The following is a 24,554-nucleotide window of genomic DNA, read 5'->3' as shown; positions in this document are numbered from 1 at the left end:
ACCTAGATAAATCTGTATATTACTTTTTAAGTTTTCCTATGTCAGATTTATTTAGGCATATCATATAAATGTCCTTAACAACTTCAGTGTAACCTTGAGACCTAACATAATATGTTTTTGTCGTATCTGTATTATTTTCATACTGCACATTTAACTTACCATTTTCAATTTTCACATCTGAAACTTGCGATAAAAAAGAAAAGTATCCTTTCGGAGGATAATCCTGCAGTACAACTATGCCTTCCTTATCCCAGTTTACATTCTTAATTACTGAATCAACAATGGAGTTAGGCAGGTTGTCATTTGCATATATCCGCCATTCATCTTCATTATTAAATACTATCTGATTCTTAATTTCAGGCATACCTTTTTGTACTAATGAACCAATATAAACACACTTCCAGTCAATTCCTGACTTTGCAGCAGGTTTATTATTATCTACAGTTGCCGGAGAAGTTTGAGTTTTATCTTTGTCCTCTAATAAAGCCATATACTTGTCTTCATCACCATATGGGTTTTTAAAATATCCTGGAATAGTACTTATATTCTTCATTTGAATTGGATTCCCATTATTAAGCTTTTTAATTATAATATTAAATGAGTTTTTAGTATTTAACGCAACTTCAAAATCTTGCTTGTCGCTTTTTATTTGATACAAATTATCTTCGGTTTTTTTATAAGTGCCTCTATCAACTTCCCTGCTGTCAATATATTCTACGAAGCTGCTGTCATCTGGTTGAAAAGATAGCAAGATTACGTAGCCAACACCTTCTCTATCACTTTGATAGCCGCCTTTTAAGTTTGGTACGGCCTTAGAAGTACATCCTGTCAAAAGCAGAACAATAGCCAAAGATAAGATTGTAAACATTTTTTTCATAATAATAGCCCCCCAAAAATTTTTTAAGATCTTAATCTATCTGAATATTTAGTAGTCCAAACATCGCCACAGTGGACATACTAATGTTCCACAACTCCTTTATACCATTATACAATAAAAAATTATTCATACCAAATATTAACACCTCTACAATTGATGATTTTCGTTAACTTTAGTTTAATACCTAGACATGCTAATGTGGCAGGAGAAACGTCCCCATGCCACATTAGCCTCTCAGGCACATACCCTTCCACTTTTGATCTTTCTCTGATAGAATTATTTCACTTATATTACCTATAGGCCATTTAATGCCGATTTCTGGATCGTTCCAGGCTATTCCGTCTTCATCTTCAGGATGATAAAATTCAGTACACTTATAGCAAAACTCAGCAGCCTCTGACAGTACAAGAAAACCATGGGCAAAGCCTTCTGGTATATAGAACTGCTTTTTGTTCTCTTCACTTAAAATAACCCCCACCCATTTTCCATAAGTTTGGGAGTCCTTTCTTAGGTCTACAGCCACATCAAAAACTTCTCCTTTTATAACTCTTATCAGCTTTCCTTGAGGATGATTTCTTTGAAAATGCAGCCCCCTAAGAACTCCCTTTGAGGAGCTTGATTGATTATCCTGTACAAAAACCATATCAAGCCCCGCTGCTTTAAAATCCTCATAGTTGTAGGTTTCTAAAAAACAGCCTCTTTTATCTTTGAAAACCTTAGGTTCTATTGTATAAACACCTTTTATGGAAGTTTCTAATATATTAAACTTACCCATAGCTTATTTCCCTTCATACATATTGTAATAATAATTTTGATAATCGCCGCTTGTTATATTATCCATCCAAGCTTTGTTATCCAAATACCATTTAATTGTCTTCCTAATTCCATCTTCGAAGGTAGTTTCAGGGAACCAGCCGAGCTCTTCTTTAATTTTAGTAGGATCTATGGCGTATCTTTTGTCATGGCCTAGTCTGTCCCTAACATATTTAATAAGGTCTTCAGATACCTCACTATCTACATTTTTATTAATATATTCAATAATTGTTTTTACAATATAAATATTAGTTCTTTCATTATGACCACCAATATTATAAACTTCTCCTAAACTTCCCTTTCTTATTACCATGTCAATTGCCCTGCAGTGGTCTACTACATATAGCCAGTCTCTTATATTTAATCCATCTCCATATACAGGGAGGGATTTTTTATTAAGGCAATTATTTATTACTAATGGAATTAATTTCTCTGGAAATTGGAAAGGACCATAATTATTTGAACACCTAGTGATATTTACAGGCATTTTATAGGTATCATAGTAGGCCTTTACCATAAGGTCAGCACCTGTTTTACTTGCAGAATATGGGCTGTGTGGATTAAGTGGTGTAGCTTCCATAAAGTAACCAGTTCCTCCAAGTGAACCATATACTTCATCTGTAGAAACCTGAAGATATTTCTTGCCCTTTTTAAAACTAGTTCCTTCCTGCCAATTATCCTTAGCAATATTTAAGAGATTTACTGTTCCAAGTACGTTAGTTTTAGCAAATATGCCAGGTTCTTTTATACTTCTGTCCACATGTGATTCTGCTGCAAAATTAATTACATAGTCAATATTCCAAACTTTAAATATCTTGCTTATGGCTTCCTTCTCACAAATGTCAGCTTGAAGGAAGCTATAGTTTGAATTGTTCTCTACGGCTTTTAAATTTTCTAAGTTTCCTGCATATGTTAGCTTGTCTACATTAATAACTTTTATATCCTTGTATTTACTTAACATATAAATGATAAAATTTGATCCAATAAATCCTGCACCGCCAGTTATTAAATAATTTTTCATATCCCCACCTAATTTTAATTAATTATAATTTATGAAGCTTCTAGCTTGTTTTAGCACCTATTTATTTAATTGATTAGTAAACATTTTAAGGGCTTCCTGCCAAGGTCTCATTTCATCCCCAATTGTGCATCTAAGCATCATATTATCAAGCGAGGAGAAAACTGGTCTAATAGCTCCTTTTTTATATTCTTCTGTAGTTACTGGCTTTATTGTACAGTCAAGCTTTAAATATTCTACAATTTTACATGCAAAATCATACCATGAACATTCTCCAGAACCTGTACAGTGATAGATTCCATATTCTTCTGTGAGTGCTAACTTTAGTATGTGATAGGCTAAGTCTTCAGCATTTGTAGGATTTCCCCGTTGATCGTTTACTACATTTAAGCTGCTGTTTGCATTTGCTGCCTTTATTATGGTCTTTACGAAATTGTTTCCGCTTAAGCCGTAAAGCCATGAAGTTCTTACTATAAAATATTTACTGCAGAGCTGCTGCACATACCTTTCACCTAAGAGCTTAGTTTTCCCATATACATTAATTGGATTTGCCGCATCATATTCCCTGTATGGTCTATACCCACTTCCTGAAAAGACATAATCAGTTGATATGTGTACAAGTTTAGCCTCTATTTCTTCACAAGCCATTGCTAAATTTCTAGGTCCTATGGAATTTGCTTTAAATGCTGCATCTTCATTAGCTTCACAGCCATCTACATTAGTATAAGCCGCACAGTTAATTACAAGGTTCGGTGCAAAATCCACTACTATACTTCGTGTGTCATTTAAATCAGCTATGTCAAGCTCCTCTAAATCAATGCCCTTTACTTCAGCCTCATTATATATTGTATTGATTTTTCCAAGCTCCGATTCCTTAGCATTTATCATATTTGTCATTTGGGTTCCTAGCTGTCCTTTGCTTCCTGTTATTAATATTTTCATATATATCAACCACCCATAACAAGCTTCATTAAATACCTGCCATAATCTGTTTTCATTAGGGGCTCTGCCAACTTCTTAAGCTGCTCACAATTAATAAAGCCTTCCCTATAGGCTATTTCCTCTATGCAGGCTACGTATAGCCCTTGTCTTGTTTGAATAGCTTCTACAAAGTTTGCTGCATTTAAGAGTCCGCTGTAGGTTCCTGTATCAAGCCAAGCCATACCTCTTCCAAATAACTCCACCTTAAGATTACCTCTTTTTAAATATTCATTATTTATTTCTGTTATTTCTAATTCTCCACGGGCAGATGGCTTAAGCTTCTTTGAAATTTCAATTACCTCATTGTCATAAAAGTAAAGTCCTGGTACAGCATAGCTTGATTTAGGTTCTAATGGCTTTTCTTCAATGGATAGAGCATTAAACGCCTCATCAAATTCCACCACTCCAAATTCTGAAGGATTACTTACATGGTACCCAAAAATTGTAGCTCCTTCATTTCTTGCTGCTGCATTTTGAAGTCTCTCTGAAAAACCGAAGCCATAAAAAATATTGTCTCCCAGCACTAAACATACATTATCCTTTCCAATGAACTTTTCGCCTATTAAAAAGGACTCAGCTAAACCCTTAGGCTCATTTTGAACTTTATAATCAATGTTAAGTCCTAAATGGCTTCCATCCCCTAGTAAATCTTGAAATACTGTAACATCTCTTGGAGTAGATATTATTAATATTTCTTTTATTTTTGCTAGCATTAAAACTGACAAAGGATAATATATCATTGGTTTATCGTAAATTGGCAGTATCTGCTTTGACACTGATTTTGTTATTGGATATAAGCGTGTCCCTGAGCCTCCTGCTAAAATAATTCCTTTCAATTGCGGCACTCTCTCTTTCAAATAAAATCTTTTTATTATTCCATATAATATATGCTTAATAATGAAAATGATATTAATTTTTTTATAAGAAAGCATAATAACACCGACTGAATTATTTGAATATATTGTTATTTATGTTATAATAGTACATAATATTAATTATAAAAAGTTTAATATAATTCTTGAAAATATAACTAATTGCTTGAAAGAGGAAAGAATTGGTAAAAGTATTGAATTGATAGGAGAAAAAAACTCTCAGGGAATTTATGAGGAAGATAAGACATTACTAAACGGCATCATAATAAAAACTATTGATACTACAGATTTTATAGAGAAAAGAAAAATTGTTATGTATGATGAAAACCGCAGGATGTTATCTGAAATATATGTACCATGCACTACTTTGGTAAAAGTGGAATATAAGTAAATAATCTGCTGCTAACAAAAAAACACGCTTTAATGCGTGTTTTTTATTTTGCTACTGTTAAGGGACATTCTTACTAAAAAAGTTTAGTTTTTATCTGAAATTATAGCAAATACCTGATGGTCTTCCCATTGACCATTAATCTTTACACCTTTTTGCTCTATACCTTCTCTATGAAAACCTGCCTTTTCTAATACTCGCATTGAACCTATATTGTTTAACATAGTGCCCGCATCAATGCGGTGCAGTTTTAATACATTAAATGCAAATTCAACTGCTAAGGTAACTGCTTCCGTTGTATACCCTTTCCCATTATATTGTTTGTCCAATGAATAACCAATTAGACACCTTTGTAAAGCACCTCGAGCTATATTAAACAGATCTACATCACCAATCAATTTCCCATTATCCTTTAAATATATACCAAAGTTATAGCTCTTGTCTTCTTCCCTTTGCTTTATTGATTTAATAATATATTCGCGTTTTGAATCAAGTGTGTAGTAGTCCTCAGCAAAAGTCGGGGAATATCTCTGAAACAGTTCACTATTTCTTATATGTAGATCCAGTAAAGCTTCTGCATCTGAATCTTCTAAAAAACGAATGTAAATTCTGTTACCTGTAAGATCCATATTTTTCAACCTCCTATATACAAATTCATTGCTACGTACTGATTAACTAATAATTATATATATTATAAACTAACTCTTTGCCTTTACCAAGATTATGAATAAATTTCTACAGTATAAATTTTTCTATGGCTTTTGCCACCCCATCATTATCATTGTCTGAAGTTATATATTGAGCTGCAGCCTTGACTTCCTCAATAGCATTTCCCATGGCGACACCAAGTCCAGCATAGGTTATCATTTCAATGTCGTTAGCCTGATCTCCTATGCATATTACTTCTTCCTTTTTAATCCCAAGCTTGTCTGCTAAAGCTTTAACACCATAGCCCTTATTACAGTCTTTATCCATTACCTCAAAAATTCTGGGCGAGGTTTTTACCACATTATAATCACTTAAAAATTTTTCAGGAAGCTCATGCTTCTTTGTGAAGAACAGCTTTCTTTTCTGCGATAGGATTATCTTGGCTACTTCATCTTCATCATTTATACCTGTTTCAATATTAATTGTTTTAACAGCTGTTTCTAAGAATTTTGCTTCAAATCTAGAAAGTTCATTTTCTTCCGCCGTTATAACACCCTCATGAGTATAGCCGATCATATTGAACCCATATTTCCTGCTCATTGAATGAATTTTTTTAAAGTCCTTGCCTCTTAATCCTTTATAGGCAATACATTTAAAATCACTTGTTCTGTATATTGTGCCGCCATTATTTCCAATTAAGTACTGATTTTCTCCTGTTAAATTTACTTCCTTTAGATATTTTTCTAAACCCTTTAGTCCTCTTCCAGAGGTTATAACAACCTTTGTACCCTTTTTTATTGCATTTTTAATTGCTTCTTTATTGGTATTTGAAATAATTTTATCACTATTTAATAATGTACCATCCATATCAACTGCTAAAAGTTTATACATTTAAATCCCCCGTCTTTCCACTTCTGCATTAATTAGGCACCTTCAAAACAGCTATACGCTCTTTTGAAGGTGCCTAGAATATAATAAATAACGCTAGGTCTAATCCTATTACGCTAAATTATATATCTCTTAAAATTTATAAAGTTATGAATATTTATTATCATTTATTAATATTTAATATCATTGTATATCATTTATAATTATTTTTCAAGGTATTTTATTAATTTGATAATAATGTTATAATAATAAGAAGAAATAATACTAAATGATAATGAAGAGGTATCAAATGTTTATAGAAGAAAGACATGAACAGATTTTAAATATACTTAATAAAAATGGCAGAGTAAATGTAAAAGATTTAAGTGAAATCTTTAAGGTTACTGAAGGGATGATAAGAAAGGATCTTCAAAAATTAGAAAAAGAAGGAGCTTTAAAAAGGACCTATGGCGGGGCTATTCTTAATAGAGAGTTTTCTAAAAGCAGCCCTATAACTGCTAGAATGAATGTAAGCTTAAACAGCAAAGAGATAATTTCCAGGAAAGCCTTTGATTTAATTGAAGATGGGGACGTTATTTTTATAGAAGCCTCTAGTATAAACGATCTATTAGCTCAGTTAATAGCTGGCAGTACTAAAAAGCTGACTTTAATAACTAACATGGTTATAATAACCCCACTTTTTTATGATAATGAAACAGTAAAGTTAATTTGTATTGGCGGGATGTACGATAATAAATCCGGTGGAGTTATTGGTTCAGAGGTAATTAAAGGAGTATCAAAATATTACTTCAATAAAGGTTTTTTAGGAAGCTCAGGTGTGAATTTAAATTCAAGCAGTGTAGGAACCGCCACCTCAGAGGATGGTAATATTAAAGAACTTATAGTTAAAAATAGTAAAGAAGTATTTTTACTTGTAGAAAAAGAAAAATTTAATTTAGATTGTACCTATAACTTTGCTTCCTTAGAAGATTTTGATGCAGTAATTACTGACTCGGAAATTACCGAGGAAATAAAAGAACATATAAAGAGACTAGATGTTAAACTAATATAATTCTAAATATCAAATTATGGATGGAGGTTTAATTATGACAAAACGTTTATTAGATTGCAGTGCTTCTGATTTTATTAAGATGAGCAAAACAGATATTTTACAAGCAATTGAGGCAAGTGAAGGCAGAGTGTTAGTTTCAGAAATAATTGGAGTATTTGATCATGTCTTTTCCCCTATTAGCTCGGCAGAATATTCTGCTGCCTTTGGTGCAGATATTTTATTATTAAATGTGTTTGACGTTTATGATCCTGTTTTTCATGGAATTCCAATTGTTGATAAAGAGGAGATAATTAAAGAAATAAAAAGGCTAACCGGAAGATTAATTGGCATTAATTTAGAACCTGTAGATAATGAGCAAGAGACAATTGGGGAGATTTCCAAAATATCTAAAGGGAGACTTGCAACTGTTGATGCTGCAGTAACGGCTAATAAATTAGGTGCTGATATGCTTCTTCTAACTGGAAACCCAGGTACTGGGGTATCTAACAAGGCAATTGTTAGTTCATTAAAAAGCATTAGTGCAGCTTTAGGAGATAAGATAATTTTAGCTGCGGGAAAAATGCATGCGGCTGGTTCCCTAAAGGAGGCCGGGGAAAATATTATTACAAAAGAAGATATAATGGAATTTGTTAATGCTGGTGCAAATATAATTTTACTGCCTGCACCTGGTACTGTGCCTGGCATTACCATGGAATATGTTAGGGAACTGGTAACTTATGCTCATAGCCTTGGTGCTCTTACCTTGACTGCAATAGGAACCTCACAGGAAGATGCCGACTCTGAAACCTTAAAGCAAATTGCCCTTATGTGCAAAATGACTGGCACAGATATGCATCATATAGGTGATGCCGGCAGTAAAGCTGCTCCACCGGAAAATATTATGAATTATAGTATAGCAATAAGAGGAAAAAGACATACTTTTAACAGGATGGCAAGATCAATTAATAGATAAGTTCTTTAATATCATTTCTATGAAAAGGAGGCACAATAATGTTTAAAAGTGCAAATACAACAATAGAAGCAGCAGATTTTAAAAAGGCAGTAAAATTTTATGTAGAGACCTTAGGATTAAATTTGCAATTTCAGATAGAAGGACATTTGGCTCAGATTGAGGCACCAGGACTAACAATTTGGATAATACATCCTAAGGGAGCAGATAACCTGCATCATGAGCTTTCAGAGAGTATCTCTATTGGGTTTGAAGTAGAAAAGTTAAATTCTGAAGTTGAGCTTCTAAAATCCAAAGGTATTAAATTTCAGCGTTTCATGGATTCCGAAACAACTAGATTTGCTTATTTTAATGATCCTGACGGCAATTTACTTTATTTAATTGAGCTAAAGCCTCAAGCTGGTGAAGCTAAAAAATAGAGAAACTTTTGTAATTTAGGTGCTGGTGTAAAAATAAACTATATTTCACGCCAGCACCTATTTTTTTATAATTCCTTAAAGAATAACCATTCAATTAATAAGCACATCACTATTAAAAATTCAATAATCTTAAAAACATGTCCATTATATTCTTGAACTTTCCAGCTCTTCTACCTGTTTTCTAATGAAGAGTCTACTCATATAGGCAAAAATTACAGTTATTAAAGGTGACAAATAGCATAGTAGGGAATAAGGTCCATAGGCTAAAGTTGGAATACCTGTTGTAATAACTATAAATATTGAATTTACATTCCAGGGAATAAGGGGGGATATAATTGTTCCTGTATCTGCAATTGTTCTAGCTAAGGTTGTATTCTCAATTCCTAATTCACTATATTTATAGCTTAAAAGCTTTCCAGGAAGAATAATGCCTATAGTTTCATCACTTATTAAGGTCATAATGCTGCTTATAAGCCCTGTTTTAATAATAAGCCCTTCCTTCGTTTTAATACTTCCTGTAAGCCTATTAATTAAAGGAAGTATTAGACCAGATTCTTGAAATATGCTGCTTAGACCTATTGCACCAGCCATTATAAGGAGTATGTCTAACATAGAACGTACGCCGCCGCTGACTAAAACAGTGTTTAATACAGCAGAATCAGTTGCAGCCTTATATCCACTAAATACTGCGGTCATAACTGCATAAAAGTTTCCCTTCTGAAGACCTATAGAGACAGCTATTCCAATTGCTAATGTAAAAGCCACTGCCTTTACCATTCTCACTCCTAGAAAGGACATTATTATAATACCTAATGGCAGCAATAATACAAAGGGAGATATTACAAAGCTTCTGCTTATTGCTGTGGTAAAATTATCTATATTTGAATTTACAAGTACTGCAGTATACTTTTTCCCTAAAAAATAATATATAAGAGCCGTTAAAAAATAAGTTGGGAGAAAGGTCTTGAGCATGGAGAGCAGTGTTTTTTTACTGCCTACTTGCACAGTTTCAAGTGTAAGGTTAAAAAGACTTGATATTGGTGATATCTTGTCTGCTACAAATGCACCTGACACTATAGCTCCCATAAGAATATAGTCAGGTATTCCAAATACCCTGGAAAGTCCTAGCAGAGCAATGCCCACACTGCTTACAGTTCCTATTGCCGTTCCCATAAAAATTGCAACTATGGAGGTTAGAATAAAAGCTGCAAATAAGAAATTAGTACCCTGCATATATTTTAGTCCATAGAACAACATTGTTGGCACAACCCCTGAGGTCATCCATATAGAGATCATGGCCCCAATTAATGCAACTAAAATAAATAGTGATGCACATTCAGCATTGCCTTTTTTAATCATTTTTAATATTTCAATTATTGAAAATCCACTTTTTATAAGTATAAGTGAAGTAACAGCAATACTAGCAAGAAAGCCATAAAATAAGAATATTTTAAATATAATACAGCTAATTATTGAAATAAGTGTAAGAATCAAAATTATATATATATTTCTATCAGAAACTTTATTTTCTTTCATATAAATCCCCCTATGTGGTAAGTGAAAGTCCCCATGCCTCATTTTTGTAGTATTTCAGCTAATGCCACAAGCTGCAGCATCATAAGTTAAACGAACAGTAACATCTTAATTATATAATATCATATAAAAATATAGAAGAAGTATAATACGTATACACTTTCGTTACCTAAAAAATGCCGATAGAATGTATCTATCGACATTTTTTTTATTGATTAATTTATAGGACCTGGATGAAAAACGCTGTAGTTTGTGGCGGAAAGCTAAGTGTCATAAAGGTTGCAAAATCTATTCTTACCATCTGACCTGCCCTGATATCTCGTAAACTTATTCTATTTCCCCTTCTATCCAAAATTAGTGTTGAATTAGTTATGAGAAATCGCATTTGACTATATATATCGTCAGCAAAACCGGTATAAAGATATCTATTGTTGACATCAACCTCCAATACTCTATCAGTTTTAGAATTAAAAGGCCAATTTTTATAACTGACAACTATCTTAAAAGCCTCTGACTGTGGTGGAATGCTTTTTGTCATTTTAGTTGAAAAATCAGCATCTACTATCATCCCTACTCTCAAATTATTAAATGAAAAATTGTCTCCATATGGACTTAGTATTATTGTATTAGGCCCTATTACCAATGTAACACGATAATTATGAAGCATGTTATTTGGACCTACAGCTGCATAAGATATTGTTACATATCCTACCCCTTCATTTGTATAAATTCTTGTAATTCTACTATCTCTAACCCTAATAACATTTTCATTCCGTAAAGCTTCATTCCCTTTGTTTGAAATGCTTAAATTTTCCATATCTCACCTCATAAATTATTGCTTTTATATAGAAAGTAACCAGATAATTACAAGTAATTTCCTTTGTCATATTATTACTATCCATAATATTTTATGGAATTAAACGGAAAGTGATACTATTTCTGTAACATGTTTTACAGCTAACCATAAAATGAATGTGATAAGGATTTTTATCTATAGCAAAAACCACAGGAGGTTTAAATGTATAATAATTTTTATTGCCCTTATTACTCACCTGAAGCTACTTGCTCTTTTTTAGATGGGGAGCTTAGAAATTCTGAGTACTTTGATGCATATGATGATCCTGAAGATTTTGATCCATCTTATAACGAAGATGTAGAAGAAGTTGTAAATGGTGATTCAGATACTGGCAGCATGAATGATTCAACTACCTTAAGCAGCAGATGGAGCAGCTGGCAGAGCCTTGGTGGTGTTTTAGCTTTTGCGCCAGGTGCTTCTTCATGGGCACCTAACAGACTTGATACTTTTTCCACGGGAACTGATAGTGCTTTATATCACAAATGGTGGGATGGTTCGCACTGGAATGGCTTTGTAAATCTTGGCGGAATATTAACTTCTGCCCCTGCTGCTGTTTCCTGGGGAAACAATAGAATTGATGTATTTGGCAGAGGCAGGGACAATGCTATGTGGCATATTTTCTGGAACGGCTCTCGTTGGAGCAGATGGGAATTTCTTGGAGGAAACTTAACCTCTTCTCCTGCTGTTTCTTCATGGGCTCCTAACAGGCTGGATACTTTTGTAAGAGGTGTGGACAATGCCCTATGGCATAGATATTGGAATGGCTTACGATGGAGTAATTGGATACGTATAGCTGGGAGATTATCCTCTGCCCCTGCTGCTGTTTCCTCAGAAAACAATAGAATTGATGTATTTGCTCGCGGTCAAAACAATCAGCTCATTCACATATGGTGGAATGGAACCAGCTGGAGTAGATGGCAAGATCTTGGTGGGTTCTTAACTTCAGGTCCTGCAGTTTCTTCTAGAGGCCCAAATAGACTTGAAGTATTTGCTAGGGATCGAAACAACCAAGTAATCACCAGGTCTTGGGATGGTTCTCGCTGGAGTAGCTGGAGTAGTCTTGGAGGAAATATAACCTCAGACCCAGCTGCAATATCTTGGGGACCTAATAGAACTGATGTGTTTGCAAGAGGTAGTGACAATGCTATGTGGCATATATGGAGAGACTAGCTTCAAAGACTGAAACTGACAGAGGGACGACTCCCTCTGCCAGTTTTTTATTTGTGCAACTTAATACATATATTTTTACATATGTTATAATTTAACTAATATATCAGTACTTGTGCAGCCAATTGAGGCAGCAAAATATCCTATGGGAGGTTTTTGCATACTACATTTGAGTTTTAGAATATTGTTAGAAATATATAAATTTTTAATGATTTATTAACCTTAATCTAATGAATCTGTATTAAAATATATAATAAATTAGTATTACATAATAAAAAAGTATTAAAATATATAAATAGATTGGTGTTTCTTAATAAAGAGAACATAATGAATTTTTATAAGCAAGGAGAAAACAAATGTCAGTAAAAAATGAAAACAGAAAAGTTACAGCTAAACATATGAACAATGATGTAATTCATAAAAGTTTTGAAATTGGAATTTTACTTAAAGCCATTGATGGAGTTTTAGAAATAATAGGAGGGATCTTATTAAATTTTTTTACCCCGGCATCACTTAACAAATTAGTTGTTTTACTAACGCAGCACGAATTATCTGAAGACCCAAATGATGTAATTTCTAATTTAATGATTAAAATGAGTTCTAACTTTTCTATTAGTTCGCAAAATTTTGGAGTGTTCTATTTAATTTCTCATGGTCTGGTTAAATTTATTCTTATTGTTTTGTTATGGAAAAGAAATATTTGGGCCTATCCCCTAACTATCGTTTCATTTATTTTATTTATTGTTTATCAAATTTATCGTTATACAATTGATCATTCAGCTTTTCTAATTGTCCTTACAATTTTTGATATTATCATGATTTTTTTAACTTACATAGAATATAAAAGAATGAAAAGTGAATTTACTTTATAAGGCCTCTATATTATATATTTTTATTTTATTATTTAAATTTGCTTAAAAGTTTCATTTTAATATTGAAATTATATTATATGTGTTATATTATATATGTATAGGATATTAATTATGTATCACTTTTGTATTTTGATTTACATATAATATATCACATATTTTATAAAGGAGTGTCTGTTATGAACGGTACAGTTGGAGTTTCAGAACAAATATTAAATGAAATTGATAATTTAATGGAAAAGTCAGGTGTATCCAAAGAAACCTTCTTAAAGCACATTGCTGACTATTACAACATGAATTTTGTTTTAGATAAGAAAATTAACGACCTAAATGCTTACTATGATAGTTTCACTAGCTAGTAATAAGTGAGACCTTCATTACAAAATATTCTTACTGCTTACAACGATAGTTCCACTTCCTACGTGGCACGGGGACATTTCTCGTGCCACACATTAAACATGCATATAGTAGCAAATTTTAAGGACAGCCAAATAAAGCTGTCCATTTTTTTATCTAATTTTCATTTTCTATAAACGTTTTAGGTTTATAATGATATACATATATTGTTATAAGTGAACTAAATTAATGCTTGGAGGTTAGAATGTATAACTATATTATCTTTGATATTGATGGCACACTTTTAGATACGGAATTTGCGCTTCTTTCATCACTTCAAAAATTGGTATTGGAAGAGCTTAATAAGCATATGAGCTTTGATGAATTAAGATTTGCCTTGGGTATTCCTGGAGAAGTGACCTTAGAAAAACTGAAAATATCAAATGTTTCAGCTTGCATTATAAAATGGAATCAGTATATAAATGATAGTTTCCAGCATGTGAAGGTTTTTGATAAGATTGAGGAAACTTTAGCTGCTTTAAGTAAAATGGAAATTTCAATGGGTATAGTTACTTCAAAAACAAGAGAAGAATTTCAAAATGATTTTGTACATTTTGGGCTGGATCAATACTTTGGTTTAGTGGTTTGTGCTGATGATACTAAAAAACATAAGCCCAATCCAGAGCCAATTTTAAAGTTAATTGAACAAGCAGGTATAGATAAATCAAAGATAATCTATATTGGTGATACGAAATACGATATGGAATGCGCTTACGGTGCAGGTATAGATTTTGCCTTGGCATTATGGGGTGCCAAATCATCAGAAGGTATTAATGCAAATTATATTCTTGAAGATCCTAAGAAAGTATTAAAATTAATTTAAAATTAAGGGCAGCTAGATAGCTGCCCTATTTTTTATAGGTTTTTTATTGTTTAACTTTAGACCATATCTTATCAATTAACTGACTTTTATCACCTATATCTTTTAGGTATTCTCCTTTTTTAAGATCTTCTTCAGGAGGGTAAATACCAATATCATCAAGGATGCTCTTATCAATAAATGGATAAGCCGCTGTATTTGGATTTGCATATGGAAAAACCTTTGAAATTTCTGAACTTATTTCCGGCTCCATAATGAAATTCATAAAAAGTTCAGCAGATTTCACATTTTTAGAATTCTTAGGTAATACAAAATTGTCCTGCTGTAGGAACAACCCTTCCTTTGGAATTACAACTTTCAAATTTCTATTTTCCCTTTTAGCTAGTGCAGCTTCTGCACCCCATACATAGCCTATTGATGCTTCTCCGTTTATAAGCATAGTCTTAGGGCTATCACTGTCGTAGGCTTTAATATTGGGCTGAAGCTTAATTAGCTCCTGCTCTGCTTTAGCTAGGTGCGATGGATCTGTATCATTTATGGAGTAGCCTAGTTTTTTAAGTGCCATCCCTACAATTGCTCTCTCATCATCCAGTACCACAATGGAATTTTTGTATTTACTGTTCCATAGATCAGCACAGGAGGTGATATTCTCCTTAACTTTTGTGGCATCATAAACTATTGCTGCGTCCCCGGACATATATGGTACGCTGTATAAGTTTCCCTTATCAAATTCTAAGTTTTTATAGTTGTCGCCTATATTTTTAAAATTAGTTAACTGAGATTTATCTATAGGCTGAATTAAGTTCTGTTTCTTTAAAATATCAACCATATAGTCACTGGATACTACCAGGTCATAATTCGATCCTCCTGCCATAAGCTTTGCAAGCATTTCCTCATTAGAAGAAAAGGTACAATAGTTAACTTTTATATTATAAGTCTGTTCAAATTTATCTATTACGGATTGAGGCAAATATTCTGACCAGTTAAACACATTTAAAACCTGCTGCTTATTATCAGCACTTTTAACTGCATTAAAAATTCCGCCTCCTATTATTATTGTACATAATAGGAGTGAAATCATTATTTTCGTCATCTTTTTGCCTTTAATATTCTTTGATTTTAATTTATCAGAGAAAATTACTATAGCCAAAGTGAAAATCATCAAAATTGTAGATAGAGCATTTATCTCTGGAGTAACTCCGAACTTTACCATTGAATAAACCTGCAGCGGGAGCGTTGTGATTCTTGAACCTGCCACAAAAAAGCTAATTATAACGTCATCAAGTGAAAGTGTGAAAGCCATCATTCCGCCTGCAACCACTCCTGGCATAATCATTGGTAATGTAATTTTAAAAAATGTAGTTAAAGAATCAGCTCCTAAATCCATAGCAGCTTCTTCTACTGCCCTATCAAAACCATCCAGCCTTGCTCTTACAACTATTACAACGTAAGATATACTAAAGGTTATATGTGCAATAATAAGTGTTCCTAAGCCTAAATTTATCTTTGCCTGTGAAAAGAATGCCAAAAGTGCAATTCCCATTACAATTTCGGGAATTACAACTGGGACATATAAGAGTCCATCCAGTACCCCTTTACCTTTAAATTTATATTTGTACATTCCTACAGCTGTTATAGTTCCAATTATAACTGATACCAAGCTGCTAACAACGGCAACAATTAAACTGTTCTTTAAGGCAGCTAATATGCTGTAGTCAGTTAATAAGCTCTTGTACCACTTTAAGGTAAAGCCTGTCCATACTGCATTAAACTTAGAATTATTAAAGGAAAATATAACAAGTACTATAATTGGTAAATATAAGAATAAATAAATCAAAAATGTATAGAGCTTACTTACATTACTGCCAATAGATTTTTTCAATTAAAGCACCTGCCCTTCCTGGTGTTTCTTGGTTAACTTAAAGTACATGCCTATAATCAAAAGCATAACTACAATTAAGATTACCGAAATAGCAGAACCAAAAGGCCAGTTCCTTGCTGCCAGGAATTGATTCTTTATTAAATTACTTAATAACAATACTTTACTTCCGCCCATGAGATCAGGAATAAAGAAGTATCCTAGAGTCGGAACAAACACCAGCATACATCCTGAAATTACTCCAGACATTGTAAGGGGTAAAGTAATCTTTGCAAAGGTAATTACATTATTAGCTCCCAGATCTGAGGCTGCTTCTAAGTAGGATTTATCCAGCTTCTCAACTGAAGTATATATTGGAAGAACCATAAATGGAAACATCATATAAAACATCCCTATAAATACAGCAGTATTGTTATATAAAAGCTGCAAGGGAGTCTTTATAATATGAAGTGCCATTAAATATGTATTAATAATTCCCTCAGTTCTTAATAAAATTATCCAGGCATAGGTTCTAACCAGGGAATTTGTCCAAAATGGAATCATAACAAGAAGCAATAGTATTCCACTGAATTTTCTAGGCGCTTTTGCAATAAAATATGCAAAAGGGTATCCAAAGATCAGGCATACTAATGTAGTAACAATGGCTATTCCAAGGGATTTGATAAATACATTTAAATATAACAGATTAATCATGTTTTTATAGTTTCCTATAGTAAGTACATATTTAATATCCCCATATTGTCCCCTCTGCATAAAGCTGACAATAACAACTAAGAGAAGTGGAACTATAAAAAACAACAGCATCCATATAACTACAGGGCTTAGCAGTTTAAATGGACTGAGCTGCTTTATATCCGACAAAGCATACTTTTTTTTCATGCCTTCATCACCACAGCACTTTTAGGGCTCCAGGTAACAAAGATCTCCTGCCTTTTACTTTCAAAGTCAAATATTTCTCCAGGCTTTTCATCTACAACAACATCTTTGCCGTCTGCCGTAGTAACTACTGTTCTCATGGCTGATCCTGCATAGATTCTTTCCTTTAATTTTGCTTTAATATATTCGTCACCATTTTCAGGTACATTTTTTATTCTTAATCTTTCAGGCCTAACTGCAATGCATGCAAGTTCTCCAATAGATAAATCTATATCTTTAATTCTTACCTTTTGGTCATCATTAATCTTAAGCATTGCTCTATCATTATCTACTTCAGTAACATATCCTTCAAATATATTTGTTTCACCAATAAAATCTGCTACAAATTTAGTTTTTGGCCTTTCATATATTTCTTCAGGACTTGCTACCTGTTCTATATATCCATTATTCATAACAACAATTCTATCGGACATTGTAAGTGCTTCTTCCTGGTCATGAGTAACAAAAACAAATGTTATCCCAAGCCTTTTCCGGAGATGCTTCAATTCAATCTGCATCTGTTTCCTAAGTTTTAGGTCAAGGGCACCAAGAGGCTCATCTAAAAGCAACACCTTTGGATTATTAATTACGGCCCTGGCAATAGCTACACGCTGTTTTTGACCTCCGCTTAACTGTGAGGGCATTCTATTTTCATAGCCATCCAGTTGAACTATTTTTAGCATTTCTTCTACCTTAGATTTAATCTCATTCTTAGGTAATTTTTTCATTGTAAGCCCAAAAGCTATATTATCAAACACATTCATATGCGGAAAAAGAGCATAATTCTGAAACACCGTATTCACGTTTCTCCTATAAGGCGGTTCTGAAATTACATCCTCATTGCCAATAAAGATATTACCTTCCGTTGGCTTCTCAAATCCTGCAATCAGTCTTAAGGTTGTGGTCTTCCCACATCCGCTTGGACCAAGAATGGTTAAAAATTCTCCAGGCATCACATCCAATGAAATTCCTTTCACAGCAGCGTTCCCACCATTTCCAAAACTTTTAACAGTATTGACTAATCGAATAATAGCTTCTCCTGTCACACTTTAACAACTCCTTCTGATTATGTATAGTCCACAGAGTATACTAGGCCCCCTGTCATGGCATTTTATAAGTTGATACAGGTTGTTTTAAAACGACATTGTAACTATTACATATATATATGTAATAGTTACATTCATTTTTCGACTGAAAAAAAATATATCACATTCTGCATAATTATTCAATAATTTTTTCGAAATTTCTAAAAAATTATTGAAATTCACTTGAATACAGCGCGTTTCTAGCTTATCTCATGTAAACGTTTAAATATATAAAATTGTGAATATTTAAACATACGAGATGGCACCCATACGAGTTATTTACTTATTTAATAATAACGGCATGCATATAAGTTTGTATTACTTATTGCCAAGTGCCATTCCATGTACATGCTCTTTTGCCACGAGAAACGTCACCGTGTCCCATATTGCAAACCCTGTTACACCCCCTACTATTCCTGAGCAGGTAGCATTACTTTACTTTTCTATTGAAGTAAATACTCACATGTGCTAGAATAAGCCCATGAGCTAAGTTAATATATAAGGCTGAGATTAAGAGAGCCAAATTTAAAGTTGTACTTTAAGTTGGGGCTTTTTTTGTTTTTTTATTCCCTCCTTAAGGTCATCTTGTTGAAATTATTCACATTATGGGTAGGAATAGACTAATCTTTTAGGGCAGAATAATGAATACAGAGAGTCAAGGAATAATACCCTTGCATACAATATGAGGAATATGGGAGGCACAACGATTAATAATTGTTGTGTGCTTGAAAGGAATACGAGGGGGTTTTGGAATGTTTGATGTAACTATTATTGGAGCAGGAGTTGTAGGTTGTTCTATTGCTAGAGAGCTTTCAAAATACAAGCTTACTGTTTGTGTTCTTGAAAAAGAAGTAGATATAGCCTCCGGTACAACTAAGGCTAACAGTGCTATTATTCATGCTGGTTTCGATGCTATACCTAACATTTTAAAGGGTAAGTTAAATGCTAAGGGAAATTCAATGTTTGATAAGCTTTCTAAGGAGCTTAATTTCCCCTTTAAAAGAAATGGATCACTTGTGCTTTGCTTTGATAAAAATGATTATCACAAGCTTATTGAGCTTAAAGAGCAGGGTAAAAAAAATGGAGTCCCAGATTTACAAATATTAGATGCTGCAGAGATTCACGAAATTGAACCTAATGTATCCAAGGAAGTAGTGGCAGCATTATATGCGCCAACTGGCGGAATAGTTTGTCCATATGAATTTACCATTGCCCTTGCTGAAAATGCATATTTAAATGGCGTTGAATTTAGGCTTGGTACAAAGGTTATGGATATTAAAAAAAATGAAAATCCCTTTGCAATTAATACTAATAATGGCGTTATTGAAAGCAAATTAATTATAAATGCAGCTGGATTGTTTTCTGATGATATTAATAATATGGTAAGCAATAATAAAATAAAAATTATTCCTAGAAAAGGTGAATACTGCTTGTTTGATAAGGCAGCTGGAAGCTTAGTTTCTAAAACAATATTTCAGCTTCCTTCTGCACTTGGTAAAGGAGTTTTAGTCACTCCTACAGTAGACGGCAATTTACTTATAGGTCCTAATGCTGTAGATACTCTCGATAAGCTTGATTTAGCCACTACTAAAGAAGGCTTAGAGGATATTCTTGAAAAGGCAAAAAAATCTATAAGAAATATACCGATGAATTTAATTATTACATCATTTACAGGCCTTCGAGCTAGAACTGAGGCTGATGATTTCATAATAGGTGAGGCTTCTGATGTAAAAGGCTTTATTAATGCGGCAAGTATAGAATCCCCTGGTCTTTCTAGTGCACCTGCTATTGCAGAAATGGTAAGAAATATAGTTTTAAATTTATTACCTGCATCAGAAAAAGAGAATTTTATAGCAGTTAGAGAAAAGCCAGTAAAGTTTAGAGAATTATCAAATGAAAAAAGAAAAGAGCTTATAGCAAGAATACCTGAATACGGCAAAATAGTTTGCAGATGTGAGGTTGTTACTGAGGGTGAAATATTAGATGCCATAAGAAGCCCCTTAGGTGCAACCACCCTAGATGGAGTGAAAAAAAGAACAAGAGCTGGCATGGGCAGATGTCAGTCAGGCTTTTGCACTACAAGAATTGTAGATATATTATGCAGGGAGCTTAAGGTACCTAAAACTGAAATTACTAAGTTTGGCGGAAACTCTGTGCTCCTTACTGGCAGAAACAAAGATAATATATAAAAATGTAGTGGAGGCTTTAAGATGATGGAATTAGATATAGTAATAATTGGCGGTGGCCCTGCAGGGCTTGCTGCAGCTATAAAGGCTAAAGAAGATGGAATTGATAATATATTAATTCTAGAAAGAGAAAATCAGCTTGGAGGAATATTAAATCAATGCATACATAATGGTTTTGGACTACATACCTTTAAGGAAGAGCTTACAGGTCCAGAATATGCACAAAGATTCATCGATAAGGTTTTTGAATTAAATATACCTTATAAATTAAATACTACAGTGCTGGATTTGAATAAAGATAAGATAATTACAGCAGTTAATGAAGAGGATGGAATACTTGAAATTAGAGCAAAGGCTATAATTTTAGCTATGGGCTGCAGAGAAAGGCCTAGAGGAGCCATTAATATTCCTGGAGGCAGATGTGCTGGTATTTATACTGCTGGTGCTGCTCAAAAGTTTGTAAACTGTGAAGGTTTTATGCCTGGGAATGAAGTTGTAATATTAGGCTCAGGAGATATAGGTCTTATTATGGCACGAAGAATGACCCTTGAAGGTGCTAAAGTAAAGGCTGTTGTTGAGCTTATGCCCTATTCTGGCGGACTTAAGAGAAACATAGTGCAGTGTCTTGATGATTACAACATTCCCCTTATGCTTTCCCACACAATAATAAATATTAAAGGTAAAGAAAGAGTTGAAGGTGTAACCATTGCAGAAGTAGATCAAAATAGAAGACCAATTAAAGGAACTGAACAGTTTATTAGCTGTGACACTCTCCTCTTATCTGTTGGATTGGTTCCAGAAAATGAGCTTTCCAGAAACGCAGATATAGAGCTATCTCCTATTACCAGTGGTCCAATAGTTAATGAAATTATGGAAACCAGTATTGAAGGTGTATTTGCCTGCGGAAACGTGCTTCATGTACATGACCTAGTGGATTTTGTTACTACAGAAAGCTACAATGCAGGTAAAAATGCAGCACTTTTTGTAAAGAAAAATGGCTGCTTAAATAGAGCTTCTTCAGTTAATATTGAGGCAATTCAAGGCGTCAGATATACCGTACCTCAAAACATTAATTTTGAAAATATAAATAAGAATATTGATATTAGATTCAGAGTAGGCGATGTTTACAAAAACAGCTATATATCTGTTTATTTCGGTAATACCCGGGTAATACATATTAAAAAGAAAATACTTACTCCAGGAGAAATGGAAAGTGTCAGGCTTGCTAAGGAGTTGTTAGATAAACATAAGTATTTAAGTAAAATTACCTTTAAGGTTGAGGAAAATTAAGTAGGTTAGAGTCCTAAATGGACTTTAACGGGCAGTATGCTAATGGGAATGAGCACTCTTAAACTGCCCAGTTTTTCGACGAAAGGAGAAAGTTTTATGGGAAAGAAAGAATTAACCTGTATTGGATGCCCCTTAGGCTGCAGCTTAGAAGTTGAAGTGGATAATGGGCAAGTTGTAAAAGTCTCCGGAAATAGCTGTAATATAGGTCATGAGTATGGTATAAAGGAATGCATGAACCCAAGCAGAATTGTAACTACTACTGTTTTAGTAGAAAATGGCCAAGATTCTGTTGTATCTGTAAAAACAGAAAATGATATTCCAAAGGATAAAATATTTGACTGCATAAAGGCTTTAAAGGATATTAAAGTTAAGGCTCCAATAAATATTGGTGATGTTATTGTTCCAAATATACTAAACACTGGTGTAAATATTGTTGCTACAAAAAATGTGAAGGTATAAAATATTAAAGTAAAGTTAATTAATAGCATAACAAAGCCTGACCAATATTTAGTAAAATACTGGAGGTCATTAAATGAAGTTAGAAGAATTGTTAAGAAATAATCCTGTGGTAGCAGCTATTAAAAATGATGAGCAGCTTGAAAGTGCCCTTAATAGTTCTGTCCATATAGTATTTGTTCTTTACGGGAACATCTTAAACATTAAGGGTATCTGCGAAAAATTAAAGGAAAGAGGAAAGCTTGTATTTGTTCATGTGGATATGATAGATGGTCTTAAGGGCGATTCTAAGGGCATTGAATTCATTAAACATTATTCAGATCCTTATGGAATTATAAGCACTCGCCCCAGCAATATAAAATATGGTAAGCAATTAGGACTTTCTACTATAATTAGAGTCTTTGCAATTGATTCCCTATCTTTAGATACAGGAATAAAAAATGTTCATAACGTAATACCTGATGCAGTTGAAGTTATGCCTGGTATTGCAAGCAAAATTATTAAAGCCATGGAAAAGGAAGTTCACCTTCCTATAATTGCAGGCGGCTTAATACAAACTAAGAAAGATATTATGGACTCTCTATCTGCTGGCGCTGTAGCCATATCAACTACTGCTATTAGCTTGTGGGATATAAAATAATTTAGTAGCATCCATATGGCTTATTACTTATTTAGAGGAGGACGCAAATGGCAAAGTATGTCATGGCACTGGATCAAGGTACAACAAGCTCAAGATGTATACTGTTTAATGAAAAGGGCTTAATTGAAAGTGTGGCTCAAAAGGAATTTACTCAGATCTTTCCTAAGTCTGGCTGGGTAGAACATGATGCAATGGAAATTTGGTCAACTCAAATTGGTGTTGCCAGCGAAGCAATGGCTAAAATCAATACAACAGCAAAGGATATTGCAACCATTGGTATTACTAATCAGAGAGAAACCACTGTAGTTTGGGACAAGAGAACTGGCTTTCCAATACATAATGCTATTGTTTGGCAGTGCAGAAGAACAGCTGAGAGATGCGACGAATTAAAGTCAAGGGGCTTTGACAAGATTGTTAGAGAAAAAACCGGTTTAATATTAGATGCATATTTCTCTGCTACAAAGGTTGAGTGGCTTTTAAATAATGTTCAAGGCGCAAGAGAAGAAGCTGAAAAAGGTAATCTATTATTGGGAAATATTGATACTTGGCTAATTTGGAAGCTCACTAACGGTAGAGTTCATGTAACCGATTACTCCAATGCTTCAAGAACTATGCTGTTTAACATCCATGATCTGAAGTGGGATGATGAAATTCTAGCTGAACTAAATATTCCAAAATCAATGCTTCCAGAGCCTAAGCCTTCAAGCTGCGTATACGGATATACTGACAACCACCTTCTAGGTGGAGAAATTCCCATTGGCGGTGCTGCAGGAGACCAACAGGCAGCTTTATTTGGTCAAACTTGTTTTGAGCCAGGAACAGCTAAGAATACTTACGGTACAGGTTGCTTTATGTTAATGAATACCGGCGAAAAGGCAATAGAATCTAAAAATGGACTATTAACAACAATAGCATGGGGTATTGATGGTAAGGTAGAATATGCTCTTGAAGGAAGCGTATTTGTTGCCGGAGCAGCTATTCAATGGTTAAGAGATGAACTTAGAATACTTAAAACTGCTGCAGATTCTGAAGACTATGCTGCAGCAGTTGAAGATACAAATGGTGTTTATGTAGTTCCTGCCTTTGTAGGACTTGGTGCACCCTATTGGGATCCATATGCAAGAGGGACTATAGTAGGGCTTTCAAGAGGTTCTAAAAAGGAGCACTTTATAAGAGCTACCTTAGAATCCCTGGCATATCAAACATCAGATGTTTTGGATGCAATGCAGGAAGATTCCGGAATAACTCTTAAGTCACTAAAGGTTGATGGAGGAGCCTGTGCCAACAACTTCTTGATGCAATTCCAATCTGATGTTCTTGGAGTCCAGGTTGACAGGCCAGAAGTTATTGAAACCACAGCTTTAGGCGCAGCTTACCTTGCAGGGCTGGCAGTTGGCTATTGGAAAAACAAAGAGGAAGTAAGTGCAAACTGGGCAGTCTCAAAGGTTTTCATACCAACAATGGAGGCTTCAAAAAGAGAAGATTTATTGTCCGGCTGGCATGAAGCTGTAAAAAGATCTCAAGGTTGGATTAAATAATATAAAAGGGAGCATATCAA

At 33.8% G+C, this 24,554-nt stretch carries 25 protein-coding genes; 13 read left to right on the top strand and 12 right to left on the bottom strand.

Annotated elements, in window-relative coordinates:
* Positions 1–19 precede the first annotated feature (19 nt).
* The 5 genes from ACJDUG_RS10070 to rfbA all read right to left on the bottom strand — a co-directional run bounded on the left by ACJDUG_RS10070 (position 20) and on the right by rfbA (position 4,525).
* The gene (locus ACJDUG_RS10070) at positions 20–877 is read right to left on the bottom strand and encodes a hypothetical protein (protein ID WP_406769769.1); all 858 of its coding nucleotides are present in this window, start codon (positions 875–877) and stop codon (positions 20–22) included.
* 226 nt (positions 878–1,103) lie between these two features.
* On the bottom strand, positions 1,104–1,652 hold the full coding sequence (gene rfbC / locus ACJDUG_RS10065; RefSeq protein ID WP_406769768.1) for a dTDP-4-dehydrorhamnose 3,5-epimerase: 549 nt from the start codon (positions 1,650–1,652) through the stop codon (positions 1,104–1,106).
* A gap of 3 nt (positions 1,653–1,655) precedes the next feature.
* Positions 1,656–2,711: a dTDP-glucose 4,6-dehydratase gene (gene rfbB / locus ACJDUG_RS10060; RefSeq protein ID WP_406769767.1), complete on the bottom strand. Its 1,056-nt coding sequence runs from the start codon at positions 2,709–2,711 to the stop codon at positions 1,656–1,658.
* Positions 2,712–2,768: 57 nt separating this feature from the next.
* A complete protein-coding gene (rfbD, locus tag ACJDUG_RS10055; protein ID WP_406769766.1) occupies positions 2,769–3,650 on the bottom strand; it encodes a dTDP-4-dehydrorhamnose reductase in 882 nt (293 codons plus the stop codon).
* A 5-nt stretch (positions 3,651–3,655) separates the two neighbouring features.
* Positions 3,656–4,525 carry a glucose-1-phosphate thymidylyltransferase RfbA gene (gene rfbA, locus ACJDUG_RS10050; RefSeq protein WP_406769765.1) on the bottom strand — a complete coding sequence of 290 codons (870 nt, stop codon included), beginning with the start codon at positions 4,523–4,525 and terminating at the stop codon, positions 3,656–3,658.
* Positions 4,526–4,727: 202 nt separating this feature from the next.
* On the opposite strand from rfbA, the gene ACJDUG_RS10045 reads away from it, so the two are divergent.
* Positions 4,728–4,952, top strand: a complete 225-nt coding sequence (locus ACJDUG_RS10045; protein WP_406769764.1) for a hypothetical protein — start codon at positions 4,728–4,730, stop codon at positions 4,950–4,952.
* Positions 4,953–5,035: 83 nt separating this feature from the next.
* Here ACJDUG_RS10045 and ACJDUG_RS10040 read toward each other — a convergent pair whose 3' ends face one another.
* On the bottom strand, positions 5,036–5,578 hold the full coding sequence (locus ACJDUG_RS10040; RefSeq protein WP_406769763.1) for a GNAT family N-acetyltransferase: 543 nt from the start codon (positions 5,576–5,578) through the stop codon (positions 5,036–5,038).
* A gap of 106 nt (positions 5,579–5,684) precedes the next feature.
* Positions 5,685–6,488: a Cof-type HAD-IIB family hydrolase gene (locus tag ACJDUG_RS10035; RefSeq protein ID WP_406769762.1), complete on the bottom strand. Its 804-nt coding sequence runs from the start codon at positions 6,486–6,488 to the stop codon at positions 5,685–5,687.
* 286 nt (positions 6,489–6,774) lie between these two features.
* Between ACJDUG_RS10035 and ACJDUG_RS10030 the strand changes: the two genes are divergently transcribed.
* Genes ACJDUG_RS10030 through ACJDUG_RS10020 form a run of 3 tightly spaced genes read left to right on the top strand, consistent with a single transcriptional unit; the run spans position 6,775 to position 8,904 of the window.
* Positions 6,775–7,536 carry a DeoR/GlpR family DNA-binding transcription regulator gene (locus ACJDUG_RS10030; RefSeq protein ID WP_406769761.1) on the top strand — a complete coding sequence of 254 codons (762 nt, stop codon included), beginning with the start codon at positions 6,775–6,777 and terminating at the stop codon, positions 7,534–7,536.
* 34 nt (positions 7,537–7,570) lie between these two features.
* Positions 7,571–8,488 (top strand): DUF7916 family protein, encoded by a 918-nt coding sequence (locus tag ACJDUG_RS10025; protein WP_406769760.1) that lies wholly within the window; start codon positions 7,571–7,573, stop codon positions 8,486–8,488.
* Between the two features lie 38 nt (positions 8,489–8,526).
* Entirely contained in the window at positions 8,527–8,904 is a 378-nt protein-coding gene (locus ACJDUG_RS10020) for a VOC family protein (RefSeq protein WP_406769759.1), read from the top strand.
* A gap of 144 nt (positions 8,905–9,048) precedes the next feature.
* Here ACJDUG_RS10020 and ACJDUG_RS10015 read toward each other — a convergent pair whose 3' ends face one another.
* Both ACJDUG_RS10015 and ACJDUG_RS10010 read right to left on the bottom strand, forming a co-directional pair.
* The gene (locus ACJDUG_RS10015; RefSeq protein WP_406769758.1) at positions 9,049–10,440 is read right to left on the bottom strand and encodes a Na+/H+ antiporter NhaC family protein; all 1,392 of its coding nucleotides are present in this window, start codon (positions 10,438–10,440) and stop codon (positions 9,049–9,051) included.
* Positions 10,441–10,657: 217 nt separating this feature from the next.
* Positions 10,658–11,254 (bottom strand): hypothetical protein, encoded by a 597-nt coding sequence (locus tag ACJDUG_RS10010; RefSeq protein WP_406769757.1) that lies wholly within the window; start codon positions 11,252–11,254, stop codon positions 10,658–10,660.
* A gap of 201 nt (positions 11,255–11,455) precedes the next feature.
* Between ACJDUG_RS10010 and ACJDUG_RS10005 the strand changes: the two genes are divergently transcribed.
* The 4 genes from ACJDUG_RS10005 to ACJDUG_RS09990 all read left to right on the top strand — a co-directional run bounded on the left by ACJDUG_RS10005 (position 11,456) and on the right by ACJDUG_RS09990 (position 14,548).
* Positions 11,456–12,463, top strand: a complete 1,008-nt coding sequence (locus ACJDUG_RS10005; RefSeq protein WP_406769756.1) for a PLL family lectin — start codon at positions 11,456–11,458, stop codon at positions 12,461–12,463.
* A 353-nt stretch (positions 12,464–12,816) separates the two neighbouring features.
* Positions 12,817–13,332 (top strand): DUF2127 domain-containing protein, encoded by a 516-nt coding sequence (locus ACJDUG_RS10000; RefSeq protein ID WP_406769755.1) that lies wholly within the window; start codon positions 12,817–12,819, stop codon positions 13,330–13,332.
* Positions 13,333–13,508: 176 nt separating this feature from the next.
* Positions 13,509–13,688, top strand: a complete 180-nt coding sequence (locus tag ACJDUG_RS09995) for a RidA family protein (RefSeq protein ID WP_406769754.1) — start codon at positions 13,509–13,511, stop codon at positions 13,686–13,688.
* 242 nt (positions 13,689–13,930) lie between these two features.
* Entirely contained in the window at positions 13,931–14,548 is a 618-nt protein-coding gene (locus ACJDUG_RS09990; protein WP_406769753.1) for an HAD family hydrolase, read from the top strand.
* A 43-nt stretch (positions 14,549–14,591) separates the two neighbouring features.
* Here the strand turns inward: ACJDUG_RS09990 and ACJDUG_RS09985 are convergent, their stop codons facing one another.
* Genes ACJDUG_RS09985 through ACJDUG_RS09975 form a run of 3 tightly spaced genes read right to left on the bottom strand, consistent with a single transcriptional unit; the run spans position 14,592 to position 18,385 of the window.
* On the bottom strand, positions 14,592–16,427 hold the full coding sequence (locus tag ACJDUG_RS09985; RefSeq protein ID WP_406769752.1) for an extracellular solute-binding protein: 1,836 nt from the start codon (positions 16,425–16,427) through the stop codon (positions 14,592–14,594).
* Positions 16,428–17,303, bottom strand: coding sequence for an ABC transporter permease (locus tag ACJDUG_RS09980; RefSeq protein ID WP_406769751.1), 876 nt, complete (start codon positions 17,301–17,303; stop codon positions 16,428–16,430). It abuts the gene before it with no gap.
* Positions 17,300–18,385, bottom strand: a complete 1,086-nt coding sequence (locus tag ACJDUG_RS09975; protein WP_406769750.1) for an ABC transporter ATP-binding protein — start codon at positions 18,383–18,385, stop codon at positions 17,300–17,302. The genes ACJDUG_RS09980 and ACJDUG_RS09975 overlap by 4 nt, the downstream gene beginning before the upstream one ends.
* Before the next feature lie 791 nt (positions 18,386–19,176).
* Between ACJDUG_RS09975 and ACJDUG_RS09970 the strand changes: the two genes are divergently transcribed.
* From ACJDUG_RS09970 to glpK, 5 genes are all read left to right on the top strand, one after another.
* Positions 19,177–20,613, top strand: a complete 1,437-nt coding sequence (locus ACJDUG_RS09970) for an NAD(P)/FAD-dependent oxidoreductase (protein ID WP_406769749.1) — start codon at positions 19,177–19,179, stop codon at positions 20,611–20,613.
* Between the two features lie 21 nt (positions 20,614–20,634).
* A complete protein-coding gene (locus tag ACJDUG_RS09965) occupies positions 20,635–21,900 on the top strand; it encodes an NAD(P)/FAD-dependent oxidoreductase (protein ID WP_406769748.1) in 1,266 nt (421 codons plus the stop codon).
* A gap of 96 nt (positions 21,901–21,996) precedes the next feature.
* A complete protein-coding gene (locus ACJDUG_RS09960; protein ID WP_406769747.1) occupies positions 21,997–22,359 on the top strand; it encodes a DUF1667 domain-containing protein in 363 nt (120 codons plus the stop codon).
* Positions 22,360–22,432: 73 nt separating this feature from the next.
* Entirely contained in the window at positions 22,433–22,996 is a 564-nt protein-coding gene (locus ACJDUG_RS09955) for a glycerol-3-phosphate responsive antiterminator (RefSeq protein ID WP_406769746.1), read from the top strand.
* A gap of 47 nt (positions 22,997–23,043) precedes the next feature.
* Positions 23,044–24,534 (top strand): glycerol kinase GlpK, encoded by a 1,491-nt coding sequence (gene glpK / locus ACJDUG_RS09950; RefSeq protein WP_406769745.1) that lies wholly within the window; start codon positions 23,044–23,046, stop codon positions 24,532–24,534.
* Positions 24,535–24,554 lie beyond the last annotated feature (20 nt).

The organism is Candidatus Clostridium stratigraminis, assembly GCF_045310675.1.
Classification (GTDB): Bacteria; Bacillota; Clostridia; order Clostridiales; family Clostridiaceae; genus Clostridium_AT; species Clostridium_AT stratigraminis.
This window is presented reverse-complemented; position numbering and strand designations above follow the sequence as displayed.